The 20,677-nt window shown below is 55.6% G+C and carries 10 protein-coding genes; 9 read left to right on the top strand and 1 reads right to left on the bottom strand.

From position 1 onward, the window contains the following. Positions 1-75: 75 nt before the first annotated feature. From L6439_RS17710 to L6439_RS17690, 5 genes are all read left to right on the top strand, one after another. Positions 76-699, top strand: a complete 624-nt coding sequence (locus L6439_RS17710; protein ID WP_168178769.1) for a TetR/AcrR family transcriptional regulator — start codon at positions 76-78, stop codon at positions 697-699. Then, entirely contained in the window at positions 696-1,550 is an 855-nt protein-coding gene (locus tag L6439_RS17705) for an ABC transporter ATP-binding protein (RefSeq protein ID WP_168178768.1), read from the top strand. The genes L6439_RS17710 and L6439_RS17705 overlap by 4 nt, the downstream gene beginning before the upstream one ends. Beyond that, positions 1,547-2,290: a fluoroquinolone export ABC transporter permease subunit gene (locus L6439_RS17700; protein WP_168178767.1), complete on the top strand. Its 744-nt coding sequence runs from the start codon at positions 1,547-1,549 to the stop codon at positions 2,288-2,290. Before L6439_RS17705 ends, L6439_RS17700 begins: the two co-directional genes overlap by 4 nt. Positions 2,291-2,306: 16 nt before the next feature. Continuing rightward, a complete protein-coding gene (locus tag L6439_RS17695) occupies positions 2,307-3,053 on the top strand; it encodes a hypothetical protein (RefSeq protein WP_168178766.1) in 747 nt (248 codons plus the stop codon). A 97-nt stretch (positions 3,054-3,150) separates the two neighbouring features. Then, complete coding sequence (locus L6439_RS17690) at positions 3,151-4,389, top strand: MFS transporter (RefSeq protein WP_168178765.1); 1,239 nt, start codon at positions 3,151-3,153, stop codon at positions 4,387-4,389. On the opposite strand, the gene L6439_RS17685 is transcribed toward L6439_RS17690, so the two are convergent. After that, positions 4,326-5,156: a helix-turn-helix transcriptional regulator gene (locus tag L6439_RS17685; protein ID WP_213468114.1), complete on the bottom strand. Its 831-nt coding sequence runs from the start codon at positions 5,154-5,156 to the stop codon at positions 4,326-4,328. The genes L6439_RS17690 and L6439_RS17685 overlap by 64 nt on opposite strands. 816 nt (positions 5,157-5,972) lie before the next feature. Here L6439_RS17685 and L6439_RS17680 point away from each other — a divergent pair. Genes L6439_RS17680 through L6439_RS17665 form a run of 4 tightly spaced genes read left to right on the top strand, consistent with a single transcriptional unit; the run spans position 5,973 to position 20,671 of the window. Beyond that, the gene (locus tag L6439_RS17680) at positions 5,973-7,715 is read left to right on the top strand and encodes a fatty acyl-AMP ligase (protein WP_237096935.1); all 1,743 of its coding nucleotides are present in this window, start codon (positions 5,973-5,975) and stop codon (positions 7,713-7,715) included. Next, positions 7,675-11,049 (top strand): type I polyketide synthase, encoded by a 3,375-nt coding sequence (locus tag L6439_RS17675; protein WP_213468115.1) that lies wholly within the window; start codon positions 7,675-7,677, stop codon positions 11,047-11,049. Before L6439_RS17680 ends, L6439_RS17675 begins: the two co-directional genes overlap by 41 nt. A 32-nt stretch (positions 11,050-11,081) precedes the next feature. Next, positions 11,082-17,660 (top strand): non-ribosomal peptide synthetase, encoded by a 6,579-nt coding sequence (locus L6439_RS17670; protein WP_213468116.1) that lies wholly within the window; start codon positions 11,082-11,084, stop codon positions 17,658-17,660. Continuing rightward, positions 17,657-20,671, top strand: coding sequence for a type I polyketide synthase (locus L6439_RS17665; RefSeq protein ID WP_213468117.1), 3,015 nt, complete (start codon positions 17,657-17,659; stop codon positions 20,669-20,671). Before L6439_RS17670 ends, L6439_RS17665 begins: the two co-directional genes overlap by 4 nt. Positions 20,672-20,677: the final 6 nt, after the last annotated feature.

The raw sequence follows: 20,677 nt of genomic DNA, 5'->3' as shown, positions 1-20,677 counted from the left end.
GACAAGAGGAAAGAATTGCCGTTTAATTATGAATATAAAATAAAAATATTCATATATTCACGAGGAGAGATCGTCATGCCGCGCTTCAGCAAACAGGAGAAGGAAAAAATCAGACAGGATCTGAAGGAGAAAGGGAAGCAGCTGTTTACGGCGTTCGGCTTGAAAAAAACGAGCGTCGCCGATCTGACCAAGGCGGTCGGCGTGGCACAGGGCACGTTTTATTTGTTCTACCCTTCGAAGGAAGAGCTGTACTTCGAGCTGCTGGAGGAAGAAGAGCAGGCGGTGCGCCGGCACTTGTCCGCTGTCTTTCTGCAGACGGATTCGCCGATGACCCGGGAACGGTTCCGCCGCTTTCTGCATGAATCGCTGCGTATGCTGGAGGAGAATGCGTTTTTGCAGCAGCTATATGACGAGGAACTGGTGGAATCGCTCTTCCGCAAGCTTTCCCCCGAGACGCTGGAGCGGCATTACGGGGACGATTATGACGAACTGTATCCTTTTCTGGCGAAGGGGCAGCGGCAAGGCTGGATGCGGAACGGTTCGCCTGACGCGATAGTCAGCCTAATCCGGTCCTTCGTTCTGTTGTCGCTGCAGAAGAAGCGGATCGGCGAAGCTCATTATGAACAGACGATGGAGCTCCTGATCGAGCTTCTGGCCGAAGGGCTTATTATCGAAGCGGATGGGGGGGAGGACGAATGATCGACGTGAAAGGTCTCCGGTACCGGTATCCGGGCCGGTCTGACTATACGTTGAAGGGGATTGACTTTGAGATCGCTCCGGGAGAGATTTTCGGATTTCTCGGCCCCTCCGGAGCAGGCAAGAGCACGACGCAAAAAGTGCTGATCGGCACGCTGCCCCGCTATGAAGGGACCGTACGGGTTTTGGGGCGGCCGCTGGGACGGCAGGGCCGGGATTATTACAACCGCATCGGGGTCGCCTTTGAATTTCCGAATTTCTACAGCCGGTTCACCGCGCTGGAGAATCTGCGCCTGTTCGCTTCGCTCTATGACGTGGAGACCGAGGATCCGATGCGCATGCTGGCGCGGGTCCGGCTCGACAGCTATGCCGGCATGAAGGTCGGACAGTATTCGAAGGGAATGAAGATGCGGCTCAATCTATGCCGGGCTCTGCTTCACCGGCCCCGTCTTCTCTTCCTGGACGAACCGACGTCCGGGCTTGATCCGGTCAATGCGGCTCTGGTGAAGGAGCTCATTCTGGAGCAGAAGGCCGCGGGTAAGACAATCATCATTACGACGCATAATATGGCCGCGGCGGAAGAGCTTTGTGATCGGGTCGCCTTTATCGTCGACGGCGAGATTCGCCTTATCGATTCTCCCCGCGCCCTGAAGGTGAGAGCCGGCAAGCGCACGGTCCAGGTTGAGTATCGGGAGGACGGATCCGGCAAGCGGACGGAGTTCGGGATGGCCGGTCTGGATCGCAATGAAGAATTTCTGCGGCTGCTGCGGATCGGGGCGATTGAGACGATGCACACGCAGGAAGCGTCCCTCGATCAGTTGTTTATTGACGTAACCGGGAGGGCTTTGACATGAATCAGCCTGTCGTTCCGCACCGGGGGGCAAGCCGGTTCCGGCGTTCCTTCCGCCGCTTCCGCCATGCGCTGGCGGGCGATATCCGGCTGCAGGTGCGCCACCAGTTCTACACCGCGTATGCCCTCGTGAGCACGGTCTATATCGTCCTGCTCCATCAGCTGCCGGCGGGGTATAGAGCGACGGCGAATCTGCTCCTGACCTTCTCGGATCCGAGCATGCTCGGCTTCTTCTTCATCGGCGGGCTTGTATTGCTGGAGAAGGGACAGGATATTCACGAAGCCTTGTTCGTGACGCCGCACTCGCCATTCGCTTATATCGGATCGAAGGCGCTCTCGCTTATGCTGCTCTCCTTGGGGAGCAGCCTCCTGATTCATGTCAGCACCTTCGGATTCCATCGGGGGCTGGGCTGGTTCCTGATCGGGGTGGCGCTGACCTCCGCATTTTTTACGCTGGCCGGCCTGGGGCTGGCCGCCCGCTGCCGGACGATGAACGGCTTCTTCTTCTGCTCCGTTCCCCTGTGCGTCTTCTTCACGCTGCCTGCCGGGGAGGTGCTTGGCTTGTACGAAGGCGGCTTGCTCCGTGCTCTGCCGGCTGCGGGATCGCTGCTGATGCTCCAGTCGGCCTTCCGGCCTGTGCCGGACGGCGAGCTGCTCCTCGGAGCCGCCTGCCTTATGGTCTGGATCGGCGCTGCATACGCATGGGCCTTCCGGTCGCTTCAATTATTCCGGCACCGTTACTGAATGAAGGAGGAACACAATGAGTCGAACGCTGCAATTTGTTCGCCATGACCTGCTGCATATGGGCCGCGACCCGATGATGCTGTTCATCGTGTCGGCCCCGGCCCTGCTGATCGCCGCTCTCGCCTGCGGCGTCCCGTGGACCGCCGCGCTGCTCGAACGGCGGGCCGGGATTCATCTGATGGAGCATGCCGGCATCCTATCCGGTATCGGCCTGCTTCTTATTCCGCTCGTGATCGGCGTCATGGCCGGTCTGCTCATGCTGGATGAACGGGACGAGCGGGTGCTGCACTATTATGCGGCGACTCCGCTCCGGAAGAGCGGTTATCTGCTCCGCCGCATGGTTGTTCCGCTGGTGCTGGCCGGCTTGTATCTCGCGCTTGCGGGTGTCAGCATCGGGTGGATGCCGTTAAGCCCGGCGGCCGTCCTGGGCGCGATGCCGATGCTCATGTTGGAGGTTCCGCTGATGGCTCTATTCCTGACCGGCTGCGCCTCCAACAAGGTGGAAGGCTTGGCGCTATCCAAGCTGGGCGGGATCGCGGTCTTCCTCCCGGTGCTTGCATACGTACTCCCGGTCTCCTGGCGGCCCGCATTCGCCTGGCTGCCGACCTATTGGGCCGCGCATCTGTTTACGGCGGAGCCCGCAGCCGGATTTCCCCTTACGGAGCCGTGGGGGACGACAGGAAGCATCGCTTGGGGCGTCGTCCTTCACGTTCTCTGTCTGGCGCTCGCTTACAAGCGGTACCGCAATCGGGCCGAAGAATAAGAGAATTGACGAATCATACCATCTTGTTATCAAAGCCAGCAATTTTTCTACAGAAAACGCCTCACTCCCATCGTACGATGGACATGAGGTGAACGATATGTACGTAAAAGTGATAAAGACTAACAGGAATGTTCTACTTTACTTGCTGGCAGCAGGGGCTTCTAATTTAGGCAATGTGATTTCGGGGCTGGCTTTCTTGTTTTTAGCGTATGAACTGACGGAATCAAGTATTTATACGACGGGTATTGCCTTTTCACAAGTTGTGCCGTATCTCTTTTTCGGATTAATTGGAGGCGTAATTGCGGATTGGGTGAACAAAAAAAGATTATTGATAGCGATTGAACTGATTAGGGGACCTCTGATGGTCTCCCTTGTCATCTTTGATCAATTGGGAATGTTAACCTATTGGCATTTAATTGTAATCAGCTCTATGATTCATTGTCTGGGCTGTTTCTTCAACCCCGCTCATCGGGCAATGTTGCCCATGATAACGAAAGAAGAAGAAAGAACGGCTGTTAATAGCTTACTCGATACGTTTACAAGAGGGGTTACGGTATTAGGTCCCATTGTAAGCGCCGGATTCATAAATACAATCGGTATTATTCATTTTTTTACATTTGATGCACTCACGCACCTACTCAGCTCGTTATTCATTTATCACATCCAATTTTCAGAAACACAAACAAATGCCAAGCCGAAGAAAATGAAGGATATCTTGATTTCTATTCAAAAATTTACGATTTGGGCAAAGAACCAATATACGATCCGAACTTTATTTATGGTCACCGTCATTATTGTTTTTTTGAATACCTGGGTATGGCAGGTTGGTCTATTCATGCAGCTAAGCAATACGACTCCTGACGGGGAAGAATGGTATAGTATTCTCCTGGGATGGTACGGTGCGGCTGTTATCGCGGTTAATGTAATGATTCCGTTATTATGGAAGAAGTTAAGTTTAAAAATTTATCTATTTGGCTCTTTGATGTGGGGAGGAGGCATTTTTCTTTTAGGATTTGCATATCATCTCCCATTCTATTTTATAGGCGTGTTGGCAGCGGCAATTGGTTTGCCCATATCCGGGTTGTCACGGGTGTACTTGTTACAGCGCTATTTACCCGCAGACCAATTAGGTCTCGGCTTCAGTTTCAATGCATTTCTGTTATATTTTTCAAATGTACTTTCACTTGGGATATTCGGATTCATTTCTTCGTTATTATCCACCCATATTTTATTTTTGGGATGCGGCATGGTGATGATTCTCGGTTCAGGCGTTTATTTACGAGCCATTGTTCGAAAAGATCGGGGGGTTATGCCGTATAATCGTTTGAACAGCTGATTGTAAACGGAAACAGAAGAAAAACCGCATTCGATGGCGATCTTTAATATGGCTTTATTTGAGTTTATCAGCATGTCTTGGCTGCGGATGACTCGATAAATTTGTAGCCATGAGTATGGAGATATCCCGACAATTTCCTTGAAATAATGAGCGAATTGAAATTTACTGAAGTATGAAAAATACGCCATTTCATCTAACGTCCATGGGTGCTGAAAATTCTCTTTCATGGCCTGAATCGTTTTATAGAGTTGGGGATGAATCGTTTTATAAGCCGGCAAGTGGATATCGTGTGATTGTGTTCCGATAGCGTTTTTTACCAAAATTAAAGCTAATTGACTAAAACTATGCTCTAAAAAAAGTTCCATGGATTCCGAATTTCCGTCTTCTTCAAGCTGCACATAGTCCAAAACAAAATGAACCCATTTCGTCAACAAAGGGTGTCTTTGTGTACAAGAAGCAAATTGAACATCAAAATGAAGAGACGATATCGCTCTGGCTGCCCGGTTTAAAAAGGATGGTTCTATTTCAATTAGAAACTTTGTGTTCTCCAAAGCTATTTGCTTATGTTCATCATGTGGATTCAACAATAGAAATTGCTGCTCATCAAGAGAAATCTGGTTCCGATTTGTTTGATAAGTCATCGATCCATTTGCGGAATACATAAATTTATAACAATGATCTGAGCGCCAATTGCTTTCTTGATTGACCTCTTGCTTGAATAAAAAAAGTCCATTCGCCGTTTTCAGTACTACTTTCTTTGAGCTCACCGAATGGCCTCCTTTCGATCATGCGTTTTACAAAAAATTATACCATATGGGAGACCTAAGAAGTTGCCGGCAATTCCATCTTTTATCTGTGGGAGCCGGATGGCGTGCAAGGCGTTGCACGCTATTTTTTTGCATGAGAATGTGGAAATATGTTGAAAAATAAGCTTTCTATAGTAAGGTGATATTAGTTGTATTTCCTAAACTTCATAGAGAACAGGAGTGCAGGCAATCATCCCCTGTCCCATAGTGAGATTATCCCAGAACAGTTATAGGGTGACATTATCACAGAAGAACAGTAACATGATTATTGAAGTATTGACACCAAAAATATATAGTGGTATTTTAAGGTGAATTATATAAATTGAACTTAATATCATAAACTATGGAAAATGATTTGCACCTGCTTGTCGAATAAGCAAAGAAACCATATTCAAATAGGCAAATGGACTCCGCCCTCAATTCCTACATCGAAGTGAAGACGGTTGTATACAGAGAGTTACCTTTTCCAAGTGATTGGCGCACCAGTTCGCTTACAGGTAGTTGCTCCCTATCCGACGGGCCACATTGTCATGGCCTTGGATAACGATCGCATTCATCATGCCACGCTTTTACAGCCGTTTCTGGATGATATGAAAGCACCACTGAACGCGTTTTATGACCCCTTACCGGCCAATACTCAAATTCCATACTCTTCTTGTGTAAAAATAGCACAATATTAGCCGTTGATGCCGCTATGTATAACAAGCCTGTCTTCTTTTTTATGTGTAATTTTCCGAATGAGAAAGGAAGTCGAGGATGCATAAAAATTTGTTAGAAATGCTAGATTATACGGCATATCACTATCCCAATCGCAACGCGTTTATTTACTTGAAAAACGGGGACTTCGAGTGTGAAAGCTGCACCTATCATGAGCTGCGCCTCCGTTCCCAGAAGCTTGCCGCGTATTTTCAATTTCTGAACTTGGCCGGCGAGAGAATCATGATCCTGCTGCCGAACGGGATCGATTATATCATTGCTTTTTTCGGATGCTTGCAGGCAGGCGCTTTGCCGGTGCCGGCCTTTCCTCCCAGCAAGTCGCGCAATGGGCAACGAGTCACGGCGATTTATGAGAACGCCAAGCCCGCCCTGCTTATTACGCAATCTCCCCATGATTCCATGAAGCTTCCAGAGAAGATGAGAAGTGCCTGCTCCATCCAGCTTGCCGATATTCTGCAGCGTGACGATGAATTTCCCTATCAGGCACAGACGGTCCCGATCGACCATATCGCTTTCCTTCAATATACGTCCGGATCTACCAACACTCCGAAGGGCGTAATGGTGAGCCATCGCAATTTACTCCACAATCTCGCAATCATGAAGAAACGATTCTATCATTCAAATGACACGGTTATGGTGTCTTGGCTGCCGATGTACCATGATATGGGGCTCATCGGGAACGTGCTGCAAAACGTATACAATGGCGGAAGCTGTTATCTGATGTCGCCCATGGATTTCATCCAAAAGCCGATTCGATGGCTGCGGACGATCACGAAATATCGGGCGACCTTCAGTGGAGCCCCCGACTTTGCCTACCGGCTATGCGTCCAAAAAATAACGGATGAAGATAAACAAGAACTGAATCTGAGCCCTTGGGCGATCGCCTTCAACGGCTCCGAACCGGTTCGGGCAGAGACGATCCGCGAGTTTTGCGATAGCTTCCGCGTATGCGGCTTCCGCGATGAAGCGCTGCTGCCTAGCTATGGCCTGGCCGAGGCGACGCTCTGCGTGACCGTTGCGGCCAAAGAGGCGCAAAAGAAGCTGCTCTATCTGGACGATAAGGCGCTCCAGCAGAACAATGCCGCCCCAGTCAAAGCCCGCGGGGATGCGGCGCGAGCCCAGGTCGGTTGCGGTTCGATTTTTACGGATCATCAGATTAAAATCGTAGACCCGTCCACCCAGCTCGAATGTGGGGCGGGCGAAATCGGCGAAATATGGATTAAGGGAGAAAGCGTCGCACAAGGCTATTGGGATGCCCCGGTCGAGAGCGAAGCGACATTTGCGGCTTATTTGTTGGATTCGGAGGAAGGTCCGTTTTTGCGTACCGGTGATCTCGGCTTTGTTCACGGTGGCGAATTATACATAACCGGACGGCTGAAAGACTTGATCATCATTCGGGGACAGAACTATTACCCTCAGGATATCGAGGAGATTGCCGCCAGCTGCCATCCGGATATTAACGGGTCGAGCCTGGCCGCATTTTCGATAGAGGTGCAGGGCGGCGAGGAACTTGTCGTAGTATGCGAGATGAACCGGGAATTCAAGCATGCCGCGCAGCGCCAGCAACTCGATTGGGAAGCTTGCTGCAGCGGGATTGCTCATCGAATTCGCGAAGCCATTGCCGAACAGCTCCAGCTATATGCCTATGATGTCAAGCTCGTCAAGCCTCTGAATCTCCCGAAAACGACCAGTAACAAGATTCAGCGCCGCAAGTGCAAAGAGATGTATCTGAACGGAAGTTTATTCGTGTGGGGTGGATTAAATGGACAAGGGACAGGACAAGCGTTACAAGGACATATGTAATTGGTTCGTGCAGCAAATCAGCGCGCTGAAGCAAATATCGCAGCATGAAATCAAGGCCGAATTTCCCTTTTCCCGATATGGCCTTGACTCGAAGGAATTGGTGTCTTTATCCGGTGAATTGGAAGCGCTCGTTAATCGTTCCGTTGATCCAACCCTGTTCTGGGACTATCCTTCCATCCAGGCCGTGGCTCGGCATTTTGCGTTCGGAGGGGAGGATGGGCATGCAGCACGATATGACTGCGGAGCCGGGCAAGAGGACGCGATTGCTGTCATCGGCATGGGCTGCCGATTTCCCCAATCGCGCAGCATCGACGAATATTGGCATCATCTCCGCAGCGGAGAAAACTGCATCACGGAGATGCCCGGGCTGCGCTCGTCACGGTTCGCGCAGGACGGTATGCACCGTGCCGGTATCGTTGAAGAAATCGATCTGTTCGATAATGAAGCCTTCCACTTATCTCCCCGCGAGGCGGAGCAGATGGATCCGCAGCAGCGCATGCTGCTGGAAGTGGTATGGGAGGCGCTCGAGGATGCGGGATTGACGAACGAAGCGATGAACGGCTCGAGGACGGGCGTGTTCGTCGGCATTTCCAGCAACGATTACGGCTGCGCCAAGCTGTCCGATTACGAGCGGAGCGGCATTTATACGGTGACGGGAAATTCCAATTGCATTGCCGCCAATCGAATTTCGTATATATGGAACTTGCGGGGCCCAAGCATGGCCGTCGATACAGCCTGCTCCTCCTCCCTCGTCGCGGTTCATCTGGCATGCCAAAGTTTGAAAACGGGCGAGACGAATATGGCGATCGCGGGCGGGGTGAACGTGATATTGAATCCGGCCATCAGCAAAGCTTTCCGGGAAGCGGGAATGCTCTCGGCAGACGGCAGGTGCAAAACGTTCGATTCGCGCGCTGACGGTTACGTCCGGGGAGAAGGAGCCGGCGCGGTCATCTTGAAGCCGCTGGCTGCTGCCCTTCGCGACCGTGATCGCATATACGCCGTGATCAGGGGGAGTGCCGTCAATCAGGACGGCTTAAGCAACGGCTTAACTGCACCCAATGGCCAGGCCCAGGAAGAGGTGCTGCAGGACGCTTACCGCGCTGCGGGCATATCCGGAGAAGAGATCGACTATATCGAAGCGCACGGGACGGGAACCGCTCTGGGAGATCCGATCGAAGTTCAGGCGATCGGGCGGGTGCTCTCTAGGAACCGCTCCGCTGCGAGCAAGTGCTACATCGGTTCGGTCAAGACCAATATCGGTCATCTGGAGGCGGCTGCCGGGATTGCCGGCTTCATCAAAACCGTGCTTTGCCTGCACTACCGGGAATGGGTTCCGCACTTGAACCTGCAGGAGGTCAATCCATACATCCCGCTTCGCGATCTTCCGCTCCAGATCGTGCGGAATCCGGTAAGCTGGCCGGCAGGAAGCAGAGCTTCGGTGGCCGGGGTAAGCTCATTCGGCTTCGGCGGAACGAACGCTCACGTTGTGCTGCAGGAGTATACAACTTCGTTGAGGCCGCCAGCGCGGACATCGCAGCAGGCGCCTCCTTCGTTACATATTCTTCCTTTGTCCGCCAATAGCCACGGCTCCCTGATACGTCTTGCCGCCGACATGAGACGATACCTGCAGGAGCGCGCTGATGCTTCGTTGGACGATATTTGCTACACGGCGCAGCAGAGGCGCACGCACCGTGCCTGGCGCGCAGCCGTTCTCGGGAGCAACCGCGAGGAGCTCGCTCTTGAGTTGGAGCGGCTTGCTTCGACTTGCGCGATCGCCGATCCGTCCAATCTTGTGTTCGTCTTCTCCGGCCAAGGCAACCAATGGAACGGAATGGGACTGCAATACTTATCCGGGGATAACGCATTTACACGAACCTTCCTGGAATGCGATGCGATATGGAGCAAGTATGCCGGATGGTCGTTATGGGACGAACTTCACCGCGGAGATGCCGATGCTTGGGCGGATCGCACCGATGCGGCTCAGCCGCTCGTCTTTGCCGTTCAAGCGTCCCTTCTCGCGCTATGGAGGAGCTGGGGAATTGAACCGAAGGCGGTCATCGGGCACAGTCTTGGAGAAATTTCAGCGCACTACGCGGCTGGCGTGCTCACCTTGGAAGATGCGATGCGTCTCGTATATTGGCGCAGCACGCTCATGCAATCGACCAAGGGACAAGGCGCCATGGTCTCCATACGCATGCCGCTTGCCGATATCGAGCAGCGCCTCGGCGAATATCCGGGCGTAGGGATCGCGGCGGTGAACGGGCCCTCATCCATTGTCCTGGCCGGAGAAGCACATGAAGTGGAGCGCTTGCGGAGGAACCTGCCCGATACGGTTAAAACCCATCTCCTTTCAAGCTCGTTTGCCTTTCACAGCCACTTCATGGAGCCGTTGTGCGATCGTCTTCACACCGAGCTGGGCCCGATTCGCCACCGTCTGGCCCGCTTGCGCATCTATTCGACGGTGACGGGGCGGATGGAGAATGGGCTGAGGCTGGGGGCGGAGCATTGGTCTGACAATATGCGCAAGCCTGTTCGATTTGCGGACGCGGTGCATGCGGCCATGCTGGACGGATACGATGCATTTGTAGAGCTCGGCCCTCATCCGGTCCTCATACAGCATGTAGAAGAATGCGGTCAGGCTGGAGAAGTCAAGCTGGCGGCATTTTCCATGCGCAGGGGCGATGGCGGAGCATGCATGCCGGAGGCTGCGGCCAGGTTATACCGGTATGGGGCGGCTCTGGACTGGAATGCCTTCGGCAGCCGGGGACAATGCATTGCCATACCGACCTATCCTTGGGAGAAAAGAAGGCTGTGGATCGACGATCCGGAGGCGTTGGAGAGAGGAACGGCTGGAGCGGTGCCCGAATCGCAAACGGATCGGGCGAGGGAAAGCTCTAGAAACGCTTCCTCCGTTCAGCATATCCTTCAAGCTGTACGCGATCGCGTGGAAACGCTGCCACTGCTCGAGGAGCACTTGCAGGGCATGTTCGCCAGCGTGCTGAAGATAATTCCCGTGTCCGGCTTGTCCCTGGATCGTCCGCTGGTCACGCTCGGGATGGATTCCATCATGGCGCTGCAGCTGAAACATGCGATCGAACAGCAATTCCAAGTATCTTTGCCGATTGTTCAGTTATTGGAAGGGATGACTACCCGCCAGGCCGCATCGAAATTGCACGGCATCCTGCTGGATGCCCGGGATAGGCAGAGCAACGAAGAACGATCGCGAATCGATGATTTGCTGACTTCCGGCGACATGGAGCGAGATCTGGGCGAGTTGTCCGACGAAGACATGGATCGGCTGCTTCTGCTGTTAACGCAAGAGAAGGGGTCATGATTGCTTCACATCAATGACAGGAGATGAACAAGATGAACGATTCGATTGTCACTGCAGGCTTATCCCGCCAGGACAAAGAAAGGCTGATCCGCCAGCTCCTGCAGCAGCGTCAGGAGAAGCGGGATACGATGGCATCTTACGGGCAGAAGGCGCTCTGGCTGCTGCAGCAGGCCCATCCGGACAATTGCGCCTACCATATGCAAGCGGCATGGGATCTGTTAACGCCTGTGGATGAGCATAAGCTGCGCGAATCCTTTCAAAGTGTCTATGATACGTACAGTTCTTTGCGCACTGTGTTTTCTATAGAAGACGGAGAGATCAAACGTCATGTAAGGCCGGACGGAGAAGTTGATTTTCGGGTGCATCGGCTTGCGTCTTGGGGATCCGAAGCGGAAGAATTGTTCCGGCGCTGCATGCGGGAGCCGTTCTCATTGCATGATGGCCCGCTGTTCCGCACTTTCCTGTTCTATGCCCCCGATCGTCCGCCACGGTTGTTGCTATCCATGCATCACATCATTGCGGACGCATGGTCGATCGTCATGCTGCTGCGGGATGTCGCAAATCGGTACCAGCATGGCGTTCCGGTTCGGGAGCGATTGCGGGAGAGCCGCGGCTACAGCGCATTCGTGGATTGGCAGCAGCGTTACTTGCAGAGTGAGCGCGCAGAACAAGACCGGAACTACTGGGAGCGTACGCTTGCGGAGCCGCTGCCCATCTGCGCGCTGGTCGCGGACAAAGCCGGGGACGGAGCATCCGCGCACGATCATAGAGGGGAAAACTGTATCTTCAGGTTCAGCGAATCCTTGTCCCAAGAAGTGATCCGGTTAAGCAGGAAGCTCGGTGTGACCGTGAATACGCTGCTGCTTTCTTCCTTTGCTGCGCTGCTGTATCGCTATACGGAGCAAGAGGAAGTCGTCATCGGCACGTTCGTCTCCGGAAGGAACGAAGCCGGCTTCGAGGAGGTTTTCGGCTATTTGGTCAACACGGTTGCCCTGCGCCTCCAGTGCTCGGGCGAATTGCCATTTGGGAAGCTCGCGGATTCGGTCAAGCGATCAATGCTGGGGGCCATGGAGCACCAGGATTATCCGTTCCCTTTGGTGGCGGAACGGCTGCAGCCGGAGCGCGATGCCAAGATTTCACCCGTGTTTCAGGTTGCGTTTGTCATGGAACGGGCCCAGAGCGGGGATGGAACTCGCTCTCCGTTATTCATAAGCGATGAACAGGAGCTGACAGAGCTCGGGGGTATGATGTGGCGGCCGGTGCCGCTGGGAACCAAGGATACGCCATTCGAGCTCGTCTTGATGGTAGAGGAGACGGACGCATTCATCCATGGTTCTTTCATCTACCGCTCGAATTTGTTCAGTGCTGCGTTCATGAAGACCATGGCGCGCTTGTATACGGAGCTGGTCGAGGGGGTCGTGCGGAATCCGGAGGAGCGGATCGGCACGCTGAGGCTGAATGCGCGATCTGGCCATGGCCGGCGGTCGCAGCTCCCGTCCGCGCCGCTGCCTCACATCTGCTTGCATCATTTGCTCGAATATCAAGCGTCGCAGCGGCCGGACTCGGCGGCCGTTACGTTCATGGACGATACGTTGACCTACCTGGAGCTGGAGCAAAGGGCGAATCGCATCGCTTGGTGGCTGTCCGGCAAAGGCGTACGGAAGGGCGAATTTGTAGGAGTGTGCTTGCGTCGTTCGCCGGACATGGTCGCAGCGGTATTTGCCGTCTTGAAGCTCGGCGCGGTCTTTGTGCCGATCGATCCCTCATATCCGCCGCATCGCATCGCCTATATGGCGAACAAGGTCGAGATGAGGGTCATCATCAGCACTTCGCCCATCGGCCTGGGTTCGTTCGGAGAAGGCATCGAACTGGCGCTGCTCGATCGGGATGAGGCGGTCATTGCCGGCCAGAGCGCGAGGCCGTCCGGGATGGACGTCGGAATCCGCGACCTGGCATACGTCATCTTCACGTCCGGATCCACAGGCAAGCCGAAGGCTGTCATGATCGAGCACCGCGGCATATGGAACATGGCGGAGGCGCAGCGTCAATATTTCAATCTTAGCGATAGAAGCAAGGTGCTCCAGTTCGCATCCTTCAGCTTCGATGCCTGGGTGTTTGAGGTCGTGATGGCATTTCGCAGCGGGGGAACGCTGTGCATGGCCGACAGGGATACGCTGATGCCCGGCGCGGCAATGGCACGGTGGATGAAGGACAAGCGGATTTCTCATGCGGTGCTTCCTCCGTCTGTTCTCACCTTGCTTCCGGATGCGGACTTGCCGGAATTGGAGGTCGTCATATCGGCGGGCGAAGCGTGCAGCCGCGATATCGTGGCACGCTGGGCTCCGGGGAGGCGTTTTTACAACGCATACGGTCCTTCGGAAGCAACCGTCTGGGTCACGGTCAAGGAATGCGGTGCAGATGAATCGATCATCGATCTCGGAGAAGCGATCCCGAACGTGGAGGTGCACGTGTTCAATGACTGCATGCAGCGCCCATTGCCTGGGGGCATTGGCGAGTTGTACGTCGGCGGAATCGGGCTTGCCCGCGGGTATTGCAACGATGCCGAATTGACGCAGGCCAAATTCATTGCGCCTTCGGCCGGCGGCGGACACGAGCCGGGGCGCTTATATCGAACAGGCGATCTGGTAAGATGCCTGCCCGACGGAAGGCTTCAGTTCGTTGGCAGACGGGACGATCAAGTCAAGGTCAGGGGGGTAAGACTCCATCTCGGCGAGATCGAATCCCACTTGTCAGAGCATGCGGACATTGCCAGCTGTGCCGTCATGGTCGCCGGAGAGACTCCCGATCAGGCTTCGCTCGTCGCTTTTGTCGTCATGAAGCCGCAATCGGCGTGGGAGGAGACGGCTGTAAGGAAATTTTTGCAAGAGCGCATGCCGGGCCATTATATTCCGTCCCGCTTTGTGGTACTGGGCGGCATGCCTTTGACGCCCAATGGCAAGGTGGATCGCAAAGCCTTGTGCTCCTTGCTTGCCGAGGAGGCCGAGGAGGCTTGCGGGATGCCTAACGCGCCGGAAGCGAACAGACTCGGCAGTGATATGGTTGAAGAAGTGTTGATCCAAATATGGAAACAAGTGCTTGGAAAAAAGCAGGTGCGCCCAGAAGAGCGATTCTTCGAGGCTGGCGGCCACTCGTTGCTGGCAACCCGGCTCATCACGGCCATTCATGACGTGTTCGGCATTGAATTGCCGATCGGCACGGTCTTCGCCAAGCCCGCCCTGCGCGACATGGCATACGAAATCCGCCGAATGCTGCAGAAGGCAGAGAGCGGAACGGACAAGGCGGACATCGTACCGCTGAAGCTGGCCGGGGATTACCGGGCTCCGCTCACGAGCGCCCAGCAGAGAATGTGGTTCCTGCAGAAGCTGGATGAGGATCAGACGGCTTATCTGCTGCCCGGCACGTTGTCTCTTGACGGGCCGCTGGACGTGGAGGCTCTCGAGCAAGCTCTGCAAGAGCTGATTCGAAGACATGATTCTCTCCGGACGACCATTCATGAAGAGGGAGGCATCCCCTTCTCCTTCGTCAGGGAGGAAAAGGCGTTCCGGCTGGCAATCAAGACATGCACGGAGGAAGAGGCGCAGCAATGGATAAGAGAGGAGTGCCGTCGTCCGATTCGGGTGTCGGATAGCGAACTGTACCGGATGACGCTGCTCCGCACGGGAGAACGCCGCCACTACTTGGTGCTCGTGCTGCACCATATTATCACGGACGGCTGGTCGACAGGCATAATCCTGAACGAGCTTCGGCAGCTCTATGCGATCCGGGTCGGGCAATCCCGGCAGACTTTGCCGAATCCGCCGCTGACGTACTCCGATTATGCCCGCTGGGAGCAAGAATGGATAGGGAGCGACTCCTATTGCCAGCAGCTTGAATATTGGGCAGGCGTGCTGCAGCAGCCGATTCCGCCCCTGCTGCTGCCGGCCGACAGCCCTCGGACGCTTGCGTCGAGCTATCGGGGCAAGCAGGTCAGCTTGAAGCTTCCGCAAGCGCTCAGCGAGGAGTTGAAAGAGCTGGGGCAACGGCACAATTGCACGCTGTTCATGACGCTCTTCACTGTATTCAACGCGCTGCTGTACCGATTGAGCGGAACCTCCGACATTGCCGTCGGCGTTCCGGTTGCGAACCGTCATCACCGGCATGTGGATCAAGTGGTCGGGTTATTCGTGAACACGCTGCTTCTCCGGCTTGATTTATCCGGCAATCCTGATTTTAACCAGCTGCTGTTGTCAGCGAGGGACGCAGCCATCCATGCTTATGCGCATCAGGACATGCCTTTCGAGAAGCTGGTGGAGATGGCAAGACCGGATCGGGATCTCAGCCGCTCCTCCGTGTTCCAGGTCATGTTCAATATGCTCAACATTCCGCCGGTTACGGCTCAGTTGAGCGGACTGACTACGCAGATCACCGAACTGGACGAGCCCGATTCCAAATGCGAGCTGACGCTGTACGCACTGGAGCAAGCCGAAGGGATTCAACTAACGATGACGTATGCCTCCAACCTGTTCCGGGAGGAGAGGGCAACCGAAATGCTGGCTCAATTCGAATGTCTGTGCCGCCAGATCGTGAATGATCCCGAGTGGCCGATTGAGCGTTATTCGCTCCTCACCGAACGCTCGGCCGCGGTTCTGCCCGATCCGGGCATGCCGCTAAGGCAGGCGCGCGATCCGCTTCTGCAGCCGGTTCATGTGATGTTCAGGCACAAGGCGGCGCAATGTCCAGAGGCTGTTGCGGTCATCGATAGCGATGATGCCGAATACACGTATCGCGATCTGGATGAACGCAGCGACAGACTGGCCGCGAAGTTGATTCGCTTCGCCCGCCGGCGGGGAGGAGCGATAGCCATATACGGTGAACGAAGCGCGTCTCTTATCGTCGCCATGCTCGCCGTGCTCAAGAGCGGCTCGGCATTTGCGGTGATTGATCCGGCGCAGCCGGCGATCCGGGCGACAGAGTTGCTCAAGGCATCCAAGGCGGACGGCATCGTCTTTCTCAACGCGGAGCGGGAGAGACTGGGCGGGTTGCTCGATGAATGGGCAAGGCATGTATCGTTCTGCATTTACGGCATCGACGGCGATTCTGCAGCCGATGAAGCCGAATCAGCCCGCGCGATGCCGGCGCGGCTCGAGAGGGGATGCTCCTTGGAGGATCCGGCCTATGTGCTGTTTACCTCGGGCACGACGGGAGCGCCGAAGGGAATTGAATGCACGCACGAGCCGCTTGCCAACTTCATTCGCTGGCAAGTGAATGAATTCCGGCTTGATCGGCGGGATCGGTTCAGCATGTTCTCCGGCTTGGGACACGATCCATTGCTGCGCGACATATTCGTGCCGCTGTCCATCGGGGCCGCGATCTGCATTCCGGACGGAAGCCGGATGATCATTCCTGAATACGTGACGGAATGGATGGAACGCCGCCGGATAACGATTACTCATCTAACCCCTGCGATGGGCATGGTGATCGCGGGCGGAGGCAGCTCTGGGCATAAGAGGTGCGACCTTGGGGCATGGCGGTATGCCTTTTTTGGCGGTGATGTGCTGATGCCGTCCCACATTGAGAATATCCGGGCGATCGCTCCGCAGGTTCGCTGTCTGAACGGGTATGGTGCGACAGAGACGCCGCAAATTATGGGGATCTATTCCGTTCCCGCGGATCCAGGGCCATCGATCCCGATCGGCAAGGGGAGAGACGGCGTGCAATTGCTCGTGATGGATTCGAAGCTGGGCATGAAGGGGATTGGAGAAACGGGCGAAATCTGCATTCGCTCGCCTTATCTGGCTTCCGGTTATATCGGGAATGCGGAAGCGGAACAAGGCCGCCCCGCGTTTGTCTCCAATCCTTATACATCAATGGAGGATGATCGAATATACAGGACGGGCGACTTAGGGAGGTACTTGCCGGACGGCAACGTTGAATTCATCGGCAGGCAGGGGGACTTTGTCAAAATTCGCGGCTATCGGGTGGAGCTGCGCGAAATTCAGGAGGCGATTCTGCGGCATGCCGCGATCGCCGACTGCTTAACGGTATGCCAAGCGGACAGGGACGGCCGGATCATTGCGTATGTGGTTCCGGCCGAGAGGCCGTTCGACCCGACCGGCATGCAGCTTCATCTGAGAGACCGCCTGCCGGAATATATGCTGCCTGCGGCGTATGTGGAGCTGGATCGGATTCCGCTGACCCGCAACGGGAAGGCAGATCCGGCCAGACTGCCCGAGCCTGGGGCATACAACTTCAGGGAGAGCCGACAGGGCACGGTACTGCCGGAGACGATGCTGCAGCGGCAAATTGCGGAGGTATGGAAGCGTCATTTGAAGGCAGAGGAAGTGGGCATTCACGATAACTTTTTCGATGCGGGCGGCCACTCTCTGCTCCTGCTTCGCGTCCAGCAAGGACTCGAAGCGGAGCTGGCAAGGCCGATCCCTGTTGTGGATCTGTTCAAATATCCGACCATTTCCTTGTTGGCGCACTATCTCGAAGGACACGGAAACGGCACGGAGGCGCAACGCGGCGTTGTTGTTGACGAGCAGCGCAAGAGCAAGCAGCGAGCCGCGCAGCAAGCGCAAAAATTACGGCGAAAGGGGGAGCGTCGATGACGGCGAGCGAGGCGGAGAACACGATAGCCATTATCGGGATGAGCGGCAGATTTCCTGGAGCCAGCCATACGGGGCAGTATTGGGATAACTTGAAGCACGGCAGGGAGACGATCACCTTTTTCACCGATGAGATGCTGCGAGAATCCGGCATTGCAGAGGAGAAGTTGCGCAGCCCGAACTATGTGAAGGCTTCCCCGATCCTGGATGACATCGACAAGTTCGATTATCAATTTTTCGGCATGAGCAAGCGCGAGGCTGACCTTCTCGATCCGCAGCACCGCCTGCTGCTGATGTGCGCATGGGAAGCGCTTGAGGATGCGGGCTATGTCGCGGAGTCGTACCCGGGCTTGGTCAGTCTGTTCGCCGGATGCGGATTCAACAGTTACTTGGTGAACGAAATATTGCCGCGTCGCGATGAACTGTCGGAGGAAGAGCTGCAAATGGTGCTGCAGGCGAACAGCAACGATTATGTAAGCACCAGAATCTCTTACAAGCTGAATCTGCGCGGAACGAGCGTCACGATTCAGACGGCGTGCTCGACATCGCTCGTTGCCGTCCATTATGCCTGCCAGAGCCTTCTCATGTATCAGTCGGATCTGGCTCTTGCAGGCGGCGCCTCCATCCGGGTTCCGCAGCAGGAAGGATACTTGTACCAGGAAGGGGGGATTTTCTCCCCGGACGGGCATTGCCGGGCGTTTGACGCGAAGGCGCAGGGGACGCTCTTCGGCAGCGGAGCGGGGATCGTGGCGCTTAAGCGCCTGGAGGACGCTCTGGCCGATCGCGATCATATCTATGCCCTTATTCTTGGCAGCGCCGTGAATAATGACGGTGCCGCCAAGGTCGGGTACACGGCGCCAAGCATCGAAGGCCAGCGCCGCGTCGTGGCGGAGGCGCTCATGATGGCGGGGGCAGAACCGCAGACGATCGACTATATCGAAGCTCATGGGACCGGCACGGCGCTGGGCGATCCGATCGAGATAGCGGCGCTTCAAGAGGCATTCGGCGAGACTGGAGAAGTCAGCGCCAGGCAGCGCTGCCCGATCGGCTCCGTGAAGACGAATATCGGCCACTTGAACGCTGCCGCGGGCATTGCGGGGTTGATCAAGACGGCATTGATGCTGCATCACCGGCAAATTCCGCCGAGCCTGCATTATGAGGATTCCAACCCGGCCATTGACTTCAAGGCCAGTCATTTCTATGTCAATACGGCCTTGCGGGATTGGCCGGCCTCGGATCATCCCCGTCGGGCAGGGGTAAGCTCGTTCGGGATTGGCGGAACGAACGCCCATCTCATCTTGCAGGAGGCTCCAATACCTGCGGAATGCGCCGCGGGACGCCGGAAGGAGCAGAGAGAGCAGGCGCTTCTTCTGTCTGCGAGAACGGCCAGCGCTCTCGGTGCGATGGAGGATGCTCTGCATAGGTATTTCCGGCATCACCCGGACGCTTCCATGGACAAGGTCGCATATACGCTTCAAGTCGGCAGGAAAGCATTCCCTTATCGTTATGCGGCAATCTCCGGCAGGGACGGCAGTCTGCAAGTCATTGGCAGGGGCATTGCGGGCAAGGACAAGGCCAGCATCATTTTTATGTTTCCGGGACAAGGAAGCCAGTACTTGAACATGGCGGCCGGACTGTATGAACAGATCCCTTTGTTCCGCAGTTGGGCGGACAAGTGCATTGCGGTCCTGAACGGGAGCATGCGCACCGAGATATCGCAGGCGATGTTCCGTACGAACGGAGCCGGAGAACCGCAATTGTTGGAGCAGACCGCGGTAGCGCAACCGCTGCTGTTCATTGTCGAATATGCGCTTGCCCGCTGCTTGATGGATTGGGGACTGAGGCCCAGTGCCATGATCGGACACAGCCTCGGCGAATATGTAGCCGCCTGCCTTGCGGGCGTCATGCGGCTTGAAGAGGCGCTTGCGATCATCGTTCTAAGGGGGACGGTCATGCAGCAGAGCCCAGCCGGCGCCATGATGGCCGTATCTTCATCTTATGAGCAGATCCGGAGCTTAGCGGACGAAGCCGTGTACTTGTCGGCCGTCAACGGCCCCGGCTCATGCACGGTTGCGGGCGAGAGCGAAGCCATCGCTGGCTTGGCGGCGCGATTGGAGTCCAGCGGTATCGGCCACAAGCTTCTGCCCGTATCGCATGCGTTCCACAGCCCGTTCATGGAGCCGGCCGCGGAGCAATTCGAACGCTTGCTTCGCCAGTACGAGCTGTCAGCCCCTTCCATCCCTTTCATCTCCAATGTAAGCGGTGAGTACATATCGGAGGACCAGGCCAGGAGCGCCGCGTACTGGGGCGCCCATATGAGGGAGCCTGTCAACTTCGGAGGAGGGGTGTCCGCGCTTATGAGGAGCTTCGGAGATGATGCCATCTGGCTGGAGGTGGGACCAGGCAGAGGCTTGGCCCAATTGGTGCGGCAGCGTGACGATGAATCGCGCAAGGTTCATGCGATCAACTTGATGCGGCATGGCAAGGAGGAGGAATCCGACGTTGCCGCGTTATGGAAAGGCTTGGCCCAATGCTGGCTATCCGGAGCAGATATCCATTGGAAGCATACTCACGACGGACAACCCGGACGCGTGCCGCTGCCTGCGTATCCGTTCGAGGGGACGCGATGCTGGTTCGGCGACAGGCGGGAAGGCCAGGCAAGCGCGGGACATGCAGAATCCGCTGCGCCAGTAGGCGCGGGCCATGAGCGATGGGAGGACGACAGGGCGCACCTGTCAACGATGTACGTCCCTCCTGCGGACGGGTTGCAGGAGAATCTGGTGGACATATGGGAGCAGGTGCTTGGCGTACGCCCGATCGGCATCAAGGATAATTTCTTTGAACTGGGAGGCCATTCCTTGATGGCGACCCAGCTCATATCGCGCGTGCGGAATCTGCTGCCGGACATAGACATCAAGTTGGAGCGCATTTTCAAGTATCCGACGATTGAGGAGATTGCCGAGCAATTGGAACTGCAGATGATTGAGCATCTGGCAGGCAATGATCAGCGATAAAAATTC

The sequence above is a fragment of the Paenibacillus dendritiformis genome (assembly GCF_021654795.1).
In the GTDB taxonomy this organism is placed as follows: domain Bacteria; phylum Bacillota; class Bacilli; order Paenibacillales; family Paenibacillaceae; genus Paenibacillus_B.
Note: the sequence above shows the minus strand (reverse complement) of the source record. Positions and strands in the feature narration are given on the sequence as shown.

Bases quoted from the DNA above. Each gene is read 5' to 3' on its own strand.
- L6439_RS17675 (WP_213468115.1), top strand. From the start codon at position 7,675: ATGGACAAGGGACAGGACAAGCGTTACAAGGACATATGTAATTGGTTC.
- L6439_RS17680 (WP_237096935.1), top strand. From the start codon at position 5,973: ATGCTAGATTATACGGCATATCACTATCCCAATCGCAACGCGTTTATT.
- L6439_RS17695 (WP_168178766.1), top strand. From the start codon at position 2,307: ATGAGTCGAACGCTGCAATTTGTTCGCCATGACCTGCTGCATATGGGC.
- L6439_RS17665 (WP_213468117.1), top strand. From the start codon at position 17,657: ATGACGGCGAGCGAGGCGGAGAACACGATAGCCATTATCGGGATGAGC.
- L6439_RS17700 (WP_168178767.1), top strand. From the start codon at position 1,547: ATGAATCAGCCTGTCGTTCCGCACCGGGGGGCAAGCCGGTTCCGGCGT.
- L6439_RS17690 (WP_168178765.1), top strand. From the start codon at position 3,151: ATGTACGTAAAAGTGATAAAGACTAACAGGAATGTTCTACTTTACTTG.
- L6439_RS17705 (WP_168178768.1), top strand. From the start codon at position 696: ATGATCGACGTGAAAGGTCTCCGGTACCGGTATCCGGGCCGGTCTGAC.
- L6439_RS17710 (WP_168178769.1), top strand. From the start codon at position 76: ATGCCGCGCTTCAGCAAACAGGAGAAGGAAAAAATCAGACAGGATCTG.
- L6439_RS17670 (WP_213468116.1), top strand. From the start codon at position 11,082: ATGAACGATTCGATTGTCACTGCAGGCTTATCCCGCCAGGACAAAGAA.